Consider the following 18080-nt stretch of genomic DNA (forward strand, 5'->3'; position numbering starts at 1 on the left):
TGTGTAAGTGTAGTGATACATTGAGCTAACCAGTACTAATTGCCCGAGAGGCTTAACTATACAACGCTCAAGTATTTTTGTGGGTGTTGGATAAACGGAATTGATACGAAGACGAAGGAAACGAAAGGACAATCAGGCAGCTTGTTTCGAATTAAAGAATGAAGAGGATAAGAGAACATCAACGGAATATCTTGGCGGCGAGAGTGCAGTGGACCCACCTAAATCCATGCCGAACTTAGAAGTGAAACGCTGTTTACGCCGATGGTAGTGTGGGGTTTCCCCATGTGAGAGTAGGGCACCGCCAGGTTTTAACTATAGTGACCTCGACTGGATGAAGTCGAGGTTTTTTTATTTTGTTGTTTTTTGATTTTTTTTATTTTTTGTTTTTTATCTTTTATCTTTTATCTTTTATCTTTTATCTTTTATCTTTTATCTTTTATCTTTTATCTTTTTATTCAATTCAATTCAATTCAATTCAATTCAATTCAATTCAATCCAATTCAATCTTAACTTAACGTATTTTCTCTTCTCTTATCTCATCTCTACTCTCTCTATCTTCTAACTGGTACTGGTTAACACCATTTTACTTGCATCTCTTATAATTGAACTCTTTCTGTTTGACTTTATTATCTAATGAGGCAAGTTATCAGAAGTGTGAACATAATACATCCGATACTCCATTTTACTGAGGTCTATTATAGTTCTGGAAGGGTATGGAGGCAATTACGCATATTTTAAGCTTAGTCTTGTCCATTGCATTAAACGAAGACTTAGTTCATTGGTTCAGATTTAGATAAGACTCATCGAATCCTGACTTAGCGTCTTATTTTTATTAGTTAGGTTTTGAACTAGTTGAATGAGTTGAGTATCTCACGAGACAACAAGAGAAAAGAGCATATAGATAGATGATGGATACATTGCATGAATGGTGATGAGCAACAGAAACAGCATTTAAAACACAGATATTGTGATCTTACAATATAAATAGTCTGAATCTCTTTAACTTGTTGTTTGGGATGATTTTGGGAGATTAAAAGGAAAAACAAATTGATTAATGAAAAAAGGAATGAAAATTGATGGGAACAATATAAGTATTAAATAGTATCTTATCAATTTTAAAATAAAAAGCCGACGCTGAGTCGGCTTTTTTATGCTATTTATCAATGGTGCCTAGGGCCGGACTCGAACCGGCACACCCGAAGGCGGTTGATTTTGAATCAACTGCGTCTACCAATTTCGCCACCCAGGCACTATTGATAAACAGCATTAAACTAATTCAGTATTATACATTTTAGCTTCTGGGTTACAAGTAAAAGTTAGTTAAAAGAATTCAATTGATTTTATTTTAATCATGATTTGTTTGAAGTCATTTTTCTGTCTTGTTTTGTTATTCAATTCTTTTTAACCAATGACGTGTTTTTTTATTTTTTTAAATAAATAATTAGACCTTGGTCACACTTCTTATAAAAATGTTTAATTTTTTTTTGAAAAAAACATCAATTGCAAATATAATTAAGAACTATTATCAATTAGAGTGCGTTTACTTGCATTTGTTAAAAACATTTTACTTAGGATAAAACGTAATGAAGTTAAAAGAACAAGTTGCTCAATATATTAAGGATAATCCGATGGCGATTACTCTAGATATGGCCTCGCATTTTGCGTTACCTGAAGGGGATATTTTATGTGCACTCCCTGAGGAGTTTGCTCGCATTTTTTCAGAGGAAAGAGCAGAAGAAATTTTAATGGCTATTAGTCAATGGGGAACATTTACTACGATTATTGAGAAAGAGGGGTCAATCTTTGAAATAAAAGATCGCTTCCCGACAGGATTGTTGGGACGAGGTTATTATAATTTGAATATGAAAGGTGAAGAGGGCGCATTACATGGGCATTTAAAACTAGACAATATTGCTAAAATTGTGTTTGTTAGCTTGCCTTTCCGTGGAAAAGAAAGCTATAACATCGCGTTTATTGCAAAGAACGGACAGACTATTTTTAAAGTTTATTTAGGGCGTGATGAAGCGCGCCAGCTATTTCCAGAACAGGTGGAAAAGTTTAAACAATTCATTTAATACAGTGTTTATTAAGCAGTTTATTTAAGGAAAAAAAATGACAACAAATCGTCAAGAAGTATTACAAAATCGTTTAGGTCCAGAAATTCAAGAATTAAAAGCACAATGCAAAACGATTATGCTAGCAACCGTGGGTAGTGATGGGAACCCAAATGTCAGCTACGCGCCTTTTGCAATCAGTAATGGAGAATATCAAGTGTTTATTTCTACTATTGCTCGCCATGCACGTAATTTGCAAGAAGTGCCAAAAGTTTCTCTTATGCTCATTGAAGACGAAAGTAAAAGTCGTCAAATTTTTGCTCGTCGTCGTCTTTCATTTGATGCAACTGCACGAATTGTTGAGAGAGAAACAGATGAGTGGAAAGAGGGGATTGCAGCACTGAAAGCAAGACAAGGTAATTTGATCGATGAATTATCGCGAATGAAGGACTTCCATTTATTTAGTTTTAAACCAACTCAAGGATTGTTTGTAAAAGGTTTTGGTCAGGCTTTCCAGGTGAGTAACGATGACTTAGTGAGCTTTGTTCATTTAGACGAAGGTCATTTGGAAGATTAAAATAATTTTAACGTTATTATTTTTTAGGGTATATCAATTTATTTCAGGAAAACATCATGGCAGTTCTAGCTCATAAAAAAATAAAACTTTCATTAATTTCTTTAGCATTATTTAGCTATTGTGGTTTTACGTTAGCGGATGAACAAGTTGAGTCATTAGACACTATTACTGTAACGTCTCAGCAAGATGAAATGAGTGTAAAAGATAAGAAAGTCGGTGAGACGATTAAAACGTCTAATTTATTAAAACGTCAGCAAGTTCAGGACAGTCGTGATTTAGTCCGCTATGAAACTGGTGTGACAGTTGTTGAAGCAGGACGTTTTGGTTCAAGTGGTTATGCGATCCGTGGTGTAGATGAAAACCGTGTTGCAATTACTGTTGATGGTTTGCACCAAGCAGAAACATTGTCTTCACAAGGTTTTAAAGAGTTATTTGAAGGTTATGGTAACTTTAATAACACAAGAAATAGTGTTGAGATTGAAACATTAAAAGTCGCTAAAATAGCAAAAGGTGCAGATTCAGTTAAAGTTGGGACTGGCTCATTAGGTGGTGCCGTATTATTTGAGACTAAAGATGCAAGAGACTTTTTAATCGAGAAAGATTGGCATTTAGGGTATAAGACAGGTTATAGCACAGTGGATAATCAGGCTTTAAATGCGGTTACTGTCGCTGGACGTTATAAGCAATTTGATATGTTATTTATGCATACAGATCGTCATGGTCATGAATTAGAGAACTATGATTATAAATATGCAGAAGATATTCAGGGCAAAGAAAGAGAAAAAACAGACCCTTATACTATTACTAAAGAGAGTACTTTAGTGAAATTCTCTTTTTCACCGACAGATAATCACCGTTTTACTGTTTCTTCTGATTTGTATCAAACTAATACGCGTGGACATGATCGCTCTTATTCATTACAACCTGCTTCTAAATATATTACTTATGATGAGAAGGAATCACGTCATGCAAATGATGAAGTAAAACGTAAAAACCTTTCATTTACTTATGAAAATTTTACTGAGACACCATTCTGGGATACGTTAAAATTAACGTACTCACAGCAAAAAATTACAACAAGAGCGAGAACAGAAGATTATTGTGATGGTAATGAAAAATGTGATTCTTACAAGAATCCATTAGGTCTTCAATTGAAAGATGGAAAAATTGTTGATCGTAATGGAGAAGCTATTACTTTACAGAAGTATGAAAATAGCCAACAAGTTATCGATGGCAAAACGGGGAAACCATTTATTGTAGAAAAAGGAACAAATAATTCAGCTTTTCTAGGCAAACAATTAGATCCTTCTCGCCTTTGGCTAGACTGTTCGATTTTTGATTGTGATGCGTTGATTACAGCTTATAAATATCGTTATTCATCAGATGAACCTAAAAAAGCTGAGATCAAATTAAATACATTTATGGATGTTAACGGCAAGAGGTTTGGTACTTATAAAGATGCAAAAAATGAACGATACCACCTCATTTTGCCTAATTCTGTAGGATATCGTCCATTTGATTATAAGAAACGTGATTTAAATACGAATACTAAACAAGTGAATTTAGATTTGACTAAAAATTTATCTTTATTTGATATCAGTAATGACATTTCTTATGGTGGTACTTATTCTAAAATACGTAAAGAAATGATCAATAGATCAGGATATGATGGTTCCCATCCGACATGGTGGGCAGAAAGAACATTAGGTCAGAATTTCTCTGGGGCATTAAGGGATTGTAAAACAGATTCATCTTTTAATGGGTTATTGTGTCCTCGACATGAGCCTGTGACATCTTTCTTGATCCCTGTGGACTCCACAACTAAATCATTGTATCTTTCGGATAACATACAACTACATGATATGTTGAATTTGGATATAGGTTATCGTTTTGATGACATTAAATATCAACCTGAATATATTCCAGGAGTCACACCTAAGATTGCTGATGATATGGTCAAAGGTCTATTTATTCCGCTGCCAGAGGGGGAAAAAGTAATAACTCCTGGGGGGCAAGTTTATACAAAGGCGTTAACTCCAGAACAAATTCGTAAAAATGCAGAGGAAAATATTGCTTATATTGCGCAAGATAAGAAATTCAAAAAACATTCTTATTCTCTTGGAGCAACTTTTGATCCACTTGATTTCTTAAGATTACAAGTTAAGTATTCGAAAGGTTTCAGAGCACCAACATCGGATGAACTTTATTTCACATTTAAACATCCTGACTTTACTATTTTACCTAATCCAGATATGAAGTCAGAAGAAGCAAAAAACCAAGAAATTGCGTTAACGCTTCATCATGATTGGGGATTTATTAGCACAAGTGTATTCCAAACTAAATACCGCAATTTCATTGATTTAGCTTATTTAGGACCAAGAAATCTATCGAATTCAGTCGGTGGACAAGCACAAGCAAGAGATTTCCAACTCTATCAGAATGTGAATGTAGATAATGCAAAAGTAAAAGGCATTGAGATTAATTCACGTTTGAACTTAGGCTATTTTGTTGGGTTGTTGGATGGCTTTAACATGAGTTATAAATTTACTTATCAAAAAGGTCGCTTAGATGGTGATCGACCAATGAATGCAATTCAACCAAAAACATCGGTTGTAGGATTGGGCTATGATCAGAAAGAACATAAATTTGGTGCAGATTTATATGTGACACACGTAAGTGCGAAGAAAGCCAAAGACACTTATAACATGTTCTATCAAGAGCAAGGTTATAAAGATAGCGCGATAAAATGGCGTAGTGATGATTATACTTTAGTCGATTTTGTGACATATATAAAACCCGTTAAAAACGTGACGTTACAGTTTGGTGTGTATAACTTAACTGATCGTAAATATTTAACATGGGAATCTGCGCGTTCAATTAAGCCATTTGGTACAAGTAACTTAATTAACCAAACGACAGGGAAAGGTATCAACCGTTTTTATTCTCCTGGTCGAAACTACAAACTCAGTGCTGAAATCACATTCTAATTTCAAACCTCAGAAAGCCTGTTTTACAGGCTTTCTTTTTGTGTGAAGTGCGGTGGATTTTACAAAGATTTTATTGCTTTTATCCTAATCAATGCTAAAATTCACATTCCTTTGTCGTAGCTGGATTAGAGATCGGCTAACGATGTATGTTTAACTTAACTTTTAGGAGTTATCAAATGTCTCTAAGTACAGAAAAAAAAGCAGCAATCGTTGCTGAGTTTGGTCGTGATGCAAAAGATACGGGTTCATCAGAAGTACAAATCGCGTTATTAACTGCACAAATCAACCATTTACAAGCTCACTTTGCTGAACATAAAAAAGATCACCACGGTCGTCGTGGTTTATTGCGTATGGTTTCTCGTCGTCGTAAACTTTTAGATTACTTAAAACGTACTAATCTTGAGCTTTACACTGCAACTATCGCTCGTTTAGGTTTACGTCGCTAATTTTTACGATATATACCAAAGAAACGCCCTCAAGATTGAGGGCGTTTTGTTATTTTAAGGGTTATGAAAAAAATGACCGCGCTGTTGTTTTTTAGCGCGGTCGTTTTTGCAACATTGATTATTTTACTTCTTTGAACATGATCTCACTTGGGATCACTGAACCTTGCCAATAAAGCTCTGAGGCAACTTTTTCGGCTAGTTGCATAAAGGATTGTGCGATTTCACTTTCTGGTGCGGCTGCAACCGTAGGGGTTCCTTTATCAAGATCTTCACGTAAACGAATATGTAGTGGTTGCTGACCGAGCACTTTCACATTGTATTTTTGCGCGATCTTTTCAGCGCCACCTGTACCAAAAATTGCTTCATGGTGACCGCAGTTGCTACAAATATGCATTGACATATTTTCGATAATACCAAGGACTGGTACAGATACACGCTCAAACATTGCTACACCTTTGATTGCGTCAAGTAGCGCAATATCTTGTGGCGTTGTGACGACAACTGCCCCTGTGACAGGAATTTGCTGTGAAAGCGTTAATTGAATATCGCCAGTGCCTGGAGGCATATCAATCACTAAATAATCTAAATCCGGCCATAAGGTTTCTTGCAATAATTGGCTTAGAGCGCTACTTGCCATTGGACCACGCCAAATCGTTGCGCTATCTGCTTCCATTAAGAAACCAATTGAGTTTGCAAATAAATTATGTGCTTGAATTGGGGTGATGTGTTTGTTATCTGGTGACGTTGGTCGTTGATCTGCAACGCCTAACATATGTGGAATTGATGGGCCATAAATATCTGCATCTAAAATCCCGACACGAGCGCCTTGTTTTTGTAGTGCAATTGCTAAGTTTACAGAAACGGTTGATTTACCAACCCCCCCTTTACCTGAAGTCACTGCAATAATATTTTTCACGCCTTTTACAGCTGGGTGGTTATTTGCACGTTTTAGTGTCGCAATCTGGTAATTTAATTGCCATTTAATTTCTTGGCTTTCGCTTGCTTTAAGCAATGATTCAGTTAAGGCTGATTTAAGTTGTTCAAATCCAGTATTCCAAGCAAATGGCATTTGGATTTCAACACGTAATGTGTTGCCGCCTTTTTCAATTTTTTTAATAGCGTTTAATGCAACTAAATCTTTTTGTAAGCTTGGATGTTGAAATTGTTCAAATATATTTTGAATCGCCTCTTTTTGACTATCATTTAAACTATCCGAAAATAAAATTCCCATCGATTTTATCCTGTTATTTTTATGGCTCATTAAAGCCTTAGTTAATCACTCAACAATATTTAACCACGAACCTCTGCAACTGTTAAGCAGAAATGTGGAAAAGTGCGGTTAAACTGGAAAAAATACCGCCGATAAGGTAACATAAACGCCAATTTTTTGATGAAAAATAGGAATAATCGATGACAAGTTCGGCACGAAATATTTTAGTGACTTGCGCCTTACCTTATGCCAATGGCGCGATTCATTTAGGACATTTACTTGAGCATATCCAAGCGGATATTTGGGTGCGTTTCCAACGTATGCGTGGGCACAATGTGCATTTTATTTGTGCTGATGATGCGCACGGTACACCAATTATGTTGAATGCAGATAAATTGGGGATCACTCCTGAAGAACTGATTGCAAAATCAAAAGCCGATCACGTTGCAGATTTTGAAGGTTTTAATATTAGTTACAATAACTATCATTCAACGCACAGCCCTGAAAATGAAGCGTTAACTGCGGAAATGTATAAAAAATTACGTGCGAATGGTTTCATTAAGAGTCGTACCATTTCACAATTATTTGATCCTGAAAAAAGGATGTTCTTACCCGATCGTTTCGTAAAAGGCACTTGCCCAAAATGTAAAGCGGAAGATCAATATGGCGATAACTGTGAAGTTTGTTCTTCAACGTATAGCCCAACAGAATTAATTAATCCACGTTCTGTGGTATCGGGGGCAACCCCCGTATTAAAAGATTCAGAGCACTTCTTCTTCGATTTACCTGCATTTGAAGGTATGTTGAAAGAGTGGATCAAGTCGGGTTCATTACAACCTGAAATTGCGAACAAAATGCAAGAATGGTTTGAATCAGGTTTACAACAATGGGATATTTCGCGCGATGCGCCTTATTTTGGTTTTAAAATTCCAGATACAGAAGACAAATATTTCTATGTTTGGTTAGATGCACCAATTGGCTATATGGCATCGTTCAAAAATCTGTGCGATAAGAGCGGTTTAAATTTTGATGATTTCTGGAAAAAAGACAGCACCGCTGAGCTTTATCACTTCATCGGTAAAGACATCGTTTATTTCCACAGCCTGTTCTGGCCAGCCATGTTAGAAGGTTGTGATTTACGCAAACCGACGAACGTATTTGCGCATGGTTATGTCACTGTAAATGGCGTGAAAATGTCAAAATCTCGCGGTACATTTATCCAAGCATCAACTTATTTACGCCACTTAGCGCCTGAATATTTACGTTATTACTATGCAGCGAAATTAAACAACCGTATTGAAGATTTAGACTTAAATCTTGATGATTTCGTACAACGTTTAAATGCAGATGTGGTGAATAAATTCGTGAACTTAGCGTCACGCAGCGCAGGTTTTATTACTAAACGTTTTGACGGTAAATTAGCGGCAGAGATCGCAGAACCTGAATTATTAGCCGAATTTGTTGAAAAATCAGCGCAAATTGCTACTTACTATGAAGAACGTGAGTTTGGTAAAGTGGTGCGTGAAGTGATGTTATTAGCGGACAAAGCAAATAAATACATCGACGATAAAGCACCTTGGGTGATTGCGAAAGAAGAAGGTCGCGATGCAGAATTACAAGCCGTTTGCTCAATGGCATTACAATTATTCCGCGTATTAGCAATCTACTTGAAACCTGTTATTCCACAAATTATTGAACGTGCGGAAGCATTTTTACAAGATGAATTACGTTGGGAAAGCTTAAATGCGCCATTATTAAATCATCAAATTTTACCCTTCAAAGCGTTGGCACAACGTTTAGATCCAAAACACATTGAGGCGATTGTGAACGAAACGAAAGAACAATTTGCAGCACAGCAAGCATTAGATCAAAAGAATTCGGCAAAAGCAGAGCCTGCAAGCCAAGTTGAACCGATTGCAGAAACGATCACGATCGATGATTTTGCGAAATTAGATTTACGTGTAGCGAAAGTGATTAAATGCGAAGCTGTACCAGAAGCAAATAAATTATTGCGTTTTGAATTAGACTTAGGCGACCACACTCGTCAAGTATTCTCGGGTATCAAAGCCGCTTACGACAAACCTGAAGAACTTGAAGGTCGTTTTGTAATTGTGATTGCAAACCTTGCGGCACGTAAAATGAAATTTGGTTTATCTGAAGGGATGATTTTAAGTGCGGGTACTGGCGGTAGCGATTTATTCTTACTTGATGTTGATGCTGGCGCAAAACCAGGTATGCAAGTGAAATAGTCGTACGCATTGCTGAAGCGTGAAGACAAAGTGCGGTAGAAATTCCAACAGTTTCGACCGCACTTTGTTTTTCATTCTCTTTTCGTGTGTAAAACCTGTTATAATTTTCCTTCATTTTATGAGTAGAGATCACCAATGAAACAACTTTTTGCTACTACAGCACGTGGGTTTGAAGAATTATTAAAAAACGAACTAACCGAATTAGGCGCAATGGCATGCCAAGTGGCGCAGGGTGGGGTACATTTTCAGGCCGATGATGAAACACAATATCGCGTTTTGCTTTGGACTCGTTTAGCATCTCGTGTGTTATTGCCGATTGTGCACACCAAAATTTACAGCGATCTTGATTTATATTCAGCTGTCGTCAGTCAACATTGGCTGGATTATTTCGATGAAAAAGCCAATTTTATGGTGGATTTTAACGGGACTAACCGAGAAATTCGCCATACTCAGTTTGGTGCAATGCGTGTTAAAGACGGGATTGTGGATTATTTTGAGCGAGCAGGGAAAGCCCGTCCGAATGTGGATAAAGATTATCCCGATATCCGTATTCATGCGTATTTAAATCGTGAAGAATTGGTGATCTCTTTAGATTTAAGCGGTGAAGCACTGCATATGCGTGGCTATCGTGAAGATACCGGCAAAGCGCCATTACGTGAAACGTTAGCCGCAGCCATTGTGTTACGTTCAGGTTGGGAAGTGGGGTCGCCACTAATTGATCCAATGTGCGGTTCAGGGACGTTGCTTATTGAAGCTGCACAAATGCAAGCAAAAATTGCACCGCAGTTATATCGCTTACATTGGGGCTTTGATTCTTGGAAAGAGCATAATCAAAGTGCTTGGGATAAAGTCAAAGGTGAAGCGGTGGCATTAGCAGAACAAGAATTCAACCGAGAACACAAAGCAAATTTTTATGGCTTTGATTTAGACCACCGAGTATTACAAAAAGCAAAACGCAATGCTCAAAATGCAGGCGTTGCCCATTTAATCCAATGGCAACAAGGTGATGTGGCGGGATTAAAAAATCCATTTGCAGAGGAAAAAGGGACGGTGATTTGTAACCCACCTTATGGTGAGCGTTTAGGCACCACCCCAGCATTAATTGCGTTATATTCTGTGTTTGGTCAGCGTTTAAAAGAGCAGTTTGCCGATTGGAATGTGTCGGTATTTAGCGCAGAACCTGCATTGTTGGACTGCTTACGTTTGCGCTCACACCGTCAATTTAAAGCGAAAAATGGTCCGCTAGAATGTGTACAAAAAAATTACCGCATTAGTGCTCGCCCTGAATCTGAATTGCAAAAAAGTGCGATAGAAAATGCGTTAGAATTTGACCGCACTTCAGCAACACTTGTGGCGGTTGATTTTGCTAACCGTCTGCAAAAAAACATCAAAAAAATCGAAAAATGGGCGAAACAACAAGGTCTGAATGCTTATCGCCTCTATGATGCCGATCTGCCAGAGTACAACTTAGCGGTGGATCGCTATGACGATCATATCGTTGTTCAAGAATATGCTGCACCGAAAAATATTGATGAAAATAAAGCACGCCAACGTTTATTAGATGCGGTAACGGCAACCTTACAAGTGACTGGCGTCGAAACGAATAAGTTGATTTTAAAAGTCCGCCAAAAACAAAAAGGCACGAATCAATATGAAAAATTAGCCAATAAAGGTGAGTATTTTTATGTCAATGAGTATGGCGCAAAATTATGGGTGAATTTAACGGATTATTTGGATACAGGTTTATTCCTCGATCACCGTTTAACCCGCAAAATGTTGGGTGAAATGGCAAAAGGGAAAGATTTCTTAAATCTGTTTGCTTACACTGGGTCGGCAACGGTACACGCTGCATTGGGCGGGGCAAAATCCACAACCACAGTGGATATGTCGAATACCTATTTAAACTGGGCAGAACAGAATTTATTGCTCAATGATTTAGAAGGCAAACAGCACAAGCTAATCCAAGCAGACTGTTTACAATGGCTTGCACGTTGTGATCGTCAATTTGATTTGATTTTCGTGGATCCTCCGACATTTTCTAACTCAAAACGTATGGAGGACAGCTGGGATGTGCAGCGTGATCACATTAAACTGATGACCAATTTAAAGCGTATTTTGCGACCAAATGGCATAATCGTCTTTTCCAATAACAAACGTGGCTTCAAAATGGATTTCGCTGGATTGACTGAATTGGGTTTAAGTGCGGTGGATATTTCAGAGAAAACACGCCCACTCGATTTTGAACGCAATAAGCATATTCATAACTGTTGGCGAGTCACTGTCTCAGAAAAATAATGCAGCCTGCTATACAAGGATGATCTGAGTAACGCCCTCTTTGTTTGATAAAGAGGGCGTTGTTATTTGTACAGGCACAGATGAGATGAAAGACTTTACTTCTTACGTTATTAAGTTGGTGATACAATAGCGCAAATTATGTTTACTCAGGTAACCTAAGATAATGAAAAATATACGATATTTTACGCAGAAATATGTGGATTGGGTGATTCGTTTAGGGCGAGTGAAATTTTCTATTCTTGGTCTGATCGTTTTAGCTATTCTGGCATTATGTACACAGGCACTGTTAAGTTTATTTATTATTGGTGAAGTGTATTGGATTGATCTGATTCGTTCGATTACTTTTGGTCTCATTTCTGCTCCTTTTGTCATTTATTTTTTTACTGTTTTGGTTGAAAAACTGGAACATTCTCGTCAAGGGCTCTCCCAATTAGTCAATAATTTACGTAATGAAGTATCAGAGCGTGTCATTGCTGAGAAAAAGTTGTCTATTGCTTTAGATAACATTGAAAAAACCAGCCGTGATAAAACGCGCTTAATGGCAACGATTAGTCATGAATTACGTACACCATTAAATGGGATCATTGGCTTGAGTCGAATTTTGTTAGACGAAGATCTGACAGAGCAGCAACGTAATTATTTAAAAACGATTAACGTGAGTGCGATTTCACTCGGGCATATTTTTAGTGACATCATTGATCTCGAAAAAATTGATGCACGGCGTATCGAATTGAATGTCAAGGAAGTGGAGTTGCATAGTTTTCTCAATGATATTAGTAATTTTGCGAGTTTATTAGCTCAGCAAAAGAAACTCGACTTTCAATTAGTCACGGACAGTCATTTACCGCATTGGTTGATGTTAGATTATGCGCGGTTGAGCCAAATTCTTTGGAATTTGATTGGTAATGCCGTGAAATTTACGCCAAAAGGGAGCGTGAGTTTACATGTCAAACGTGTTTCGGCACACCAAATCGCTTTTAGTGTAACGGATACGGGGGTGGGAATCCCTGCTGACGAATTACCTCGCGTTTTTGACATGTATTATCAAGTGCAATCAAGTGAAAATAAACCCTCTGGCAGCGGAATTGGTTTAGCGGTGTCTAAAACCATTGCTCAGTTAATGGGGGGGGATTTATGTGCAATAAGTGAGATGGGCAAAGGTTCATGTTTTACACTTATGTTGCCTGTTAAAGAAGTTGATAAGCCTATTACAACTCAAAATCCTATTCCAACCACATTGAATATTTTGTTGGTCGAAGATATTGAGGTTAATGTTGTTGTTGCTAAATCTGTCCTTGAAAAATTAGGGTATGTGGTGGATGTCGCGATGACAGGGCAACAAGCCATTGAAAAATTTGAGCAGCATGAGTATGACTTGTTGCTATTAGATATTCAATTGCCAGATATGTCAGGCTTTGATGTGGCTAAACATTTACGACATGGCTATGAAATCGGTGAGTACGATTTTTTACCTCCTTTGATTGCATTAACGGCTAATGTGATGCATAACAAAAAAGATTACCAACAAAATGGCATGGATGATGTTTTACGTAAGCCACTTTCCCTAGAGGAGTTGACAACGTGCTTGATCGACTATTTTGGTGATGAAAGTGCGGTCAATTTAGCATTAAAAAAAACAACGGAACAGACGTCCAGTCTTGCTCACTTTGATCTAAAAATGCTAAATGAGCTCGTGGAGATGTTAGGGGTTGGATTTTTACAAAATAGCCTCGCTTTATTTAAAAATACGATGCCAGACTATTTGAAGGAATTGTTAAGTGCCTTTACTGCTTATCAACAAGATCAAGAAAAGAAACCTGACGTGCTTTCCGCAGCACATAAAATCAAAGGGGCAGCAGCTTCGGTCGGTTTAAAACGTGTACAACAACTTGCTGCACAAGCCCAAGATCCTGATAATCCTCATTGGGCAATGCACATTACAGAATGGATTGCACAATTGGAACAAGTATGGTTGTCAGATGTAGAAGAATTAGCGCGTTATCTAGATAGCATAAATTCAACTGATTCGTGAGGTGTTGCGTGGCGCACGCGAGATAAAAATACCCCGCTATCATCGCGGGGTATTTTTATTGTATTCCATTACTGCTTAAATTCATCATTCAGACAAGGTTGAATATGGTTGAGCATGTCTTTCATTACACGAGGTGTCGCTGCAATAATATGTCCACAAGTTAAATATTGATGTCCACCGTAAAAATCAGACACTAACGCTCCTGCTTCGCGTACAATTAAGTCACCAGCAGCCACATCCCATGCTTTGATGTCCATTTCAAAATAGCCATCTACACGGCAGGCAGCAACATAACATAAATCTAAGGCAGCAGAACCTGTACGACGGAAATCAGCGGCTTGTTTAATCAAGTTGTTCATTATCGCAAATTGCGTCGGCATTAAACGTGCTTTTTTGAATGGGAAACCTGTTGCAAGTATTGCACCATCTAATTCACGTTTATTTTCTACTCGTAAACGCATGTCATTTAATTTTGCGCCTTCGCCACGAACAGCGGTGAAGAGTTCATTACGAATAGGATCATAGACAACGCCGACTTCAGTACGACCTTTTACACGAATTGCAATAGAAACAGAGAAATGTGGCAAACCTTTCACAAAGTTTGTTGTGCCATCTAGCGGATCAATAATCCATTGAATATCGCTCTCTTTCCCTTCTAACGCACCACTTTCTTCCGTAATGATCGTATGTTCTGGATAAGATTTTTTGATGATTTCAATAATTGCTTCTTCTGAAGCTTTATCGATATTTGTCACATAATCATTTGCGCTTTTTAATGTCGTTTGAATGTCATCACGGCGTTCATAATTTTTAGCAATTATATTGCCCGCTTTTCGTGCCGCACGAATTGCGATATTTAACATTGGATTCATTGTTTCCACCAGATTTTAAAGAACATGTAGGATTAAATATTATAAATATTTTTCAATTCAATAGCGAGAACTATTTAAATGCCGTTTGGTTCCTCCTCATCGAATAGAAAGTCGTCATACATCAGAGTGGGAAATGGGGAGTCAGTCAAAAGAGTATTAAGCGCCGATTCCTCGATTTTTTATTGAAATTTTAGTAAAAAAACGCCGAGTTCTTGACTAAAAATAATGGGTATTATGCTAAAATAGCACCTATTTGCGATAGGATAAGTTGTCTATGTTGGAAAATATTAGAATTGTTTTAGTGGAAACCTCGCATACAGGAAATATTGGCTCTGCTGCACGAGCAATGAAAACAATGGGGCTACAACATTTATATCTTGTTTCGCCTAAACAGCAGATTGATGAACAAGCATTGGCTTTGGCTGCTGGGGCCGAAGACCTAGTGAAACACGCGGTGATAACGAATTGTTTTGAGGATGCCATCGCAGATTGTGCTTTAGTGATTGGGACGAGTGCTCGCTTACGCCATCTACAACACACTTTAATTGAACCCCGTGAATGTGGAGAAAAAGCCATAAGCTGTGCGAGCGAGCAAAAAGTTGCAATTTTATTTGGACGTGAACGGATCGGGCTGACAAATGAAGAGTTGTTAAAATGCCGTTATCATCTGACTATTCCTGCCAATCCAGAGTATTCTTCATTGAATTTGGCAATGGCTGTGCAACTCATTTGTTATGAATTACGTATGGCTTATTTAGCCCAACAAGAGAAGCCATTACCACTTGCAACAATAGAAAATATCTATCCAAAACATACTGAAATAGAGTATTTTTTTACACAAACCGAGCAACTGTATACCAAACTAGGTTTCATTCAAAATCAAGCAGTTATGTTGAAACTCCGCCGTTTATATCAACGTGCAGCAATTGAAAAAAATGAACTGAATATTTTACAAGGTATGCTTAGTGCGGTTGAAAAACGTTTGAAATAGGATTTTCGAATAGTTGACTAATTTAGTCTGATATGTAAATATTCAAAAGTTATTTATTACATTGAAGGAAGATAAGATGAAATTAACATCTAAAGGACGCTATGCCGTAACTGCGATTCTTGATATTGCATTACATTCAAACAGAGGCCCTGTTAGTTTATCTGATATTTCTGAAAGACAGCATATTTCGCTTTCATATTTAGAGCAGTTATTTGCTAAATTGCGTCGACATGGACTGGTTAAAAGTGTCCGTGGACCAGGTGGGGGATATCAATTAGGCTTATCAGCAGATAAAATTTCAGTTGGCATGGTGATTAACGCAGTTAATGAAAATATTGATGTAACACGTTGTCTAGGGCGTGGTGATTGTCAAGATGGGGCAGAATGTTTGACGCATTCACTCTGGATGGGATTAAGCCAGCGTATTGAAGATTTCCTAAATGAGATTAGCCTTGCGGAGCTTGTTGAACAAAATCGCCAAAAATGTGCATCAATTGAATTTCATGGGGATTTTGATAATTTAATTATTTTAGATAACTAAGCTTGCATAAAGTGCGGTTAGAAAATGAACTTTTTAGGAGTGAGAGAAGAAATGAAATTACCTATTTACCTTGATTATGCAGCGACTTGTCCTGTGGATGAGCGTGTTGCAAAAAAAATGATGGAATACTTAACGGTTGACGGCACCTTTGGTAATCCAGCCTCACGTTCGCATAAATTTGGTTGGCAGGCAGAAGAAGCGGTTGATGTTGCGCGTAATCATATTGCTGATTTAATTGGTGCAGATTCTCGCGAAATTGTCTTCACCTCTGGTGCAACAGAATCGGATAATTTGGCTATTAAAGGCGCAGCACATTTTTATCAAACAAAAGGTAAGCATATCATCACTTGCAAAACAGAACACAAAGCCGTTTTAGATACCTGTCGTCAACTTGAACGAGAAGGCTTTGAAGTAACCTATTTAAACCCTAAATCAGATGGATTAATTGATTTAGAGGAATTAAAACATGCCATGCGTGATGACACGATTTTAGTATCAATTATGCATGTGAATAACGAAATTGGTGTAATCCAAGATATTGCGACAATTGGTGAATTATGTCGTGCACGCAAAATTTTATTTCATGTTGATGCGACGCAAAGTGTTGGGAAATTACCGATTAATTTGGCTGAACTCAAAGTGGACTTAATGTCGATGTCAAGTCACAAGCTTTACGGACCGAAAGGGATCGGAGCATTGTATGTGAGTCGTAAACCACGTGTACGTTTAGAAGCCATTATTCATGGTGGGGGACACGAACGTGGTATGCGTTCAGGTACGTTACCTGTTCACCAAATTGTCGGTATGGGCGAAGCGTATCGTATTTGTAAGGAAGAAATGGCGACAGAAATGCCTCGTCTAAAAGCATTACGTGATCGTTTATATCATGGTTTAAAAGACATTGAAGAAACCTATGTTAATGGTTCAATGGAACATCGCTTAGACAGTAACTTAAACATCAGTTTCAATTATGTTGAAGGTGAATCATTAATGATGGCATTACGTGATATTGCCGTCTCTTCAGGATCCGCTTGTACTTCTGCGAGTTTAGAGCCTTCGTATGTATTACGTGCGTTAGGGTTAAATGATGAACTCGCGCACAGCTCTATTCGTTTCACATTAGGGCGTTATACGACAGAAGAAGAAATTGATTACACAATCAATCTAGTGAAAAATGCAGTTGAGAAATTGCGTGAACTGTCTCCACTTTGGGATATGTACAAAGAAGGCGTCGATTTAAGCACGATTGAATGGACACACCACTAACTTGAGAAGAGGAAAGGAGTATTGGCGATATTGCCTTACTCTATAGCGTATTGAAATCAAAAGTGCGGTCGTTTTTTAACAACTTTTAGAGCGTCAGTTCCGCACTTTCGTTAAATTGGAAAGGAACATAAAATGGCATACAGCGATAAAGTAATTGATCACTATGAAAATCCTCGTAATGTGGGATCTTTAGATAAAAAAGACAGCAATGTTGGAACAGGCATGGTGGGGGCGCCAGCTTGTGGTGATGTCATGCAGCTTCAAATTAAAGTGAATGATGATGGCATCATTGAAGATGCAAAATTTAAAACGTATGGTTGTGGTTCAGCGATCGCATCAAGTTCGTTAATTACGGAATGGGTAAAAGGTAAATCGTTAGATGAAGCGCAAGCGATTAAAAATAGCCAAATTGCTGAAGAGTTAGAATTGCCACCTGTAAAAGTACACTGCTCAATTCTCGCTGAAGATGCGATTAAAGCCGCGATTGCAGATTATAAAGCCAAAAAAGAAGCAAAATAATCACAAACTAAATGGGGCAAGATTGCCCCTTTAGTCTGAAA

The 18080-nt window shown here is 37.7% G+C and carries 13 protein-coding genes, 1 tRNA gene and 1 rRNA gene; 12 read left to right on the forward strand and 3 right to left on the reverse strand.

The window, feature by feature from the left end:
• The first annotated feature begins 190 nt into the window (after positions 1-190).
• Positions 191-307 (forward strand): 5S ribosomal RNA (gene rrf, locus ACWIT3_RS05140).
• Between the two features lie 857 nt (positions 308-1164).
• Here the strand turns inward: rrf and ACWIT3_RS05145 are convergent.
• Positions 1165-1249, reverse strand: a tRNA-Leu gene (locus ACWIT3_RS05145).
• Positions 1250-1583: 334 nt separating this feature from the next.
• Here ACWIT3_RS05145 and hutX point away from each other — a divergent pair.
• From hutX to rpsO, 4 genes are all read left to right on the forward strand, one after another.
• Positions 1584-2075, forward strand: coding sequence for a heme utilization cystosolic carrier protein HutX (gene hutX / locus ACWIT3_RS05150; protein WP_457161727.1), 492 nt, complete (start codon positions 1584-1586; stop codon positions 2073-2075).
• A 37-nt stretch (positions 2076-2112) separates the two neighbouring features.
• Positions 2113-2631 carry a heme utilization protein HutZ gene (gene hutZ, locus ACWIT3_RS05155; RefSeq protein ID WP_457161728.1) on the forward strand — a complete coding sequence of 173 codons (519 nt, stop codon included), beginning with the start codon at positions 2113-2115 and terminating at the stop codon, positions 2629-2631.
• Positions 2632-2687: 56 nt separating this feature from the next.
• On the forward strand, positions 2688-5618 hold the full coding sequence (locus ACWIT3_RS05160; RefSeq protein WP_457161729.1) for a TonB-dependent hemoglobin/transferrin/lactoferrin family receptor: 2931 nt from the start codon (positions 2688-2690) through the stop codon (positions 5616-5618).
• 176 nt (positions 5619-5794) lie between these two features.
• Positions 5795-6064: a 30S ribosomal protein S15 gene (gene rpsO / locus ACWIT3_RS05165; RefSeq protein ID WP_457161730.1), complete on the forward strand. Its 270-nt coding sequence runs from the start codon at positions 5795-5797 to the stop codon at positions 6062-6064.
• A gap of 118 nt (positions 6065-6182) precedes the next feature.
• Here rpsO and apbC read toward each other — a convergent pair whose 3' ends face one another.
• Positions 6183-7295 (reverse strand): iron-sulfur cluster carrier protein ApbC, encoded by a 1113-nt coding sequence (gene apbC / locus ACWIT3_RS05170; RefSeq protein ID WP_457161731.1) that lies wholly within the window; start codon positions 7293-7295, stop codon positions 6183-6185.
• A gap of 179 nt (positions 7296-7474) precedes the next feature.
• On the opposite strand from apbC, the gene metG reads away from it, so the two are divergent.
• The 3 genes from metG (at position 7475) to ACWIT3_RS05185 (ending at position 13850) form a co-directional block, all read left to right on the forward strand.
• Positions 7475-9523 (forward strand): methionine--tRNA ligase, encoded by a 2049-nt coding sequence (gene metG / locus ACWIT3_RS05175; protein WP_457161732.1) that lies wholly within the window; start codon positions 7475-7477, stop codon positions 9521-9523.
• A gap of 135 nt (positions 9524-9658) precedes the next feature.
• Positions 9659-11818 (forward strand): bifunctional 23S rRNA (guanine(2069)-N(7))-methyltransferase RlmK/23S rRNA (guanine(2445)-N(2))-methyltransferase RlmL, encoded by a 2160-nt coding sequence (gene rlmKL, locus ACWIT3_RS05180; RefSeq protein WP_457161733.1) that lies wholly within the window; start codon positions 9659-9661, stop codon positions 11816-11818.
• Between the two features lie 163 nt (positions 11819-11981).
• The gene (locus ACWIT3_RS05185; protein WP_457161734.1) at positions 11982-13850 is read left to right on the forward strand and encodes an ATP-binding protein; all 1869 of its coding nucleotides are present in this window, start codon (positions 11982-11984) and stop codon (positions 13848-13850) included.
• 68 nt (positions 13851-13918) lie between these two features.
• Here ACWIT3_RS05185 and suhB read toward each other — a convergent pair whose 3' ends face one another.
• Positions 13919-14722 carry an inositol-1-monophosphatase gene (gene suhB, locus ACWIT3_RS05190; protein ID WP_457161735.1) on the reverse strand — a complete coding sequence of 268 codons (804 nt, stop codon included), beginning with the start codon at positions 14720-14722 and terminating at the stop codon, positions 13919-13921.
• 274 nt (positions 14723-14996) lie between these two features.
• Here suhB and trmJ point away from each other — a divergent pair, with 274 nt between their 5' ends.
• From trmJ to iscU, 4 genes are all read left to right on the forward strand, one after another.
• Positions 14997-15713, forward strand: a complete 717-nt coding sequence (gene trmJ, locus ACWIT3_RS05195; protein WP_457161736.1) for a tRNA (cytosine(32)/uridine(32)-2'-O)-methyltransferase TrmJ — start codon at positions 14997-14999, stop codon at positions 15711-15713.
• A 76-nt stretch (positions 15714-15789) separates the two neighbouring features.
• Positions 15790-16254 (forward strand): Fe-S cluster assembly transcriptional regulator IscR, encoded by a 465-nt coding sequence (gene iscR / locus ACWIT3_RS05200; RefSeq protein ID WP_046338764.1) that lies wholly within the window; start codon positions 15790-15792, stop codon positions 16252-16254.
• Positions 16255-16305: 51 nt separating this feature from the next.
• The gene (locus ACWIT3_RS05205; protein WP_457161737.1) at positions 16306-17520 is read left to right on the forward strand and encodes an IscS subfamily cysteine desulfurase; all 1215 of its coding nucleotides are present in this window, start codon (positions 16306-16308) and stop codon (positions 17518-17520) included.
• Between the two features lie 132 nt (positions 17521-17652).
• A complete protein-coding gene (iscU, locus tag ACWIT3_RS05210) occupies positions 17653-18039 on the forward strand; it encodes a Fe-S cluster assembly scaffold IscU (protein ID WP_457161738.1) in 387 nt (128 codons plus the stop codon).
• Positions 18040-18080: the final 41 nt, after the last annotated feature.

Source organism: Pasteurella sp. P03HT (assembly GCF_054052285.1).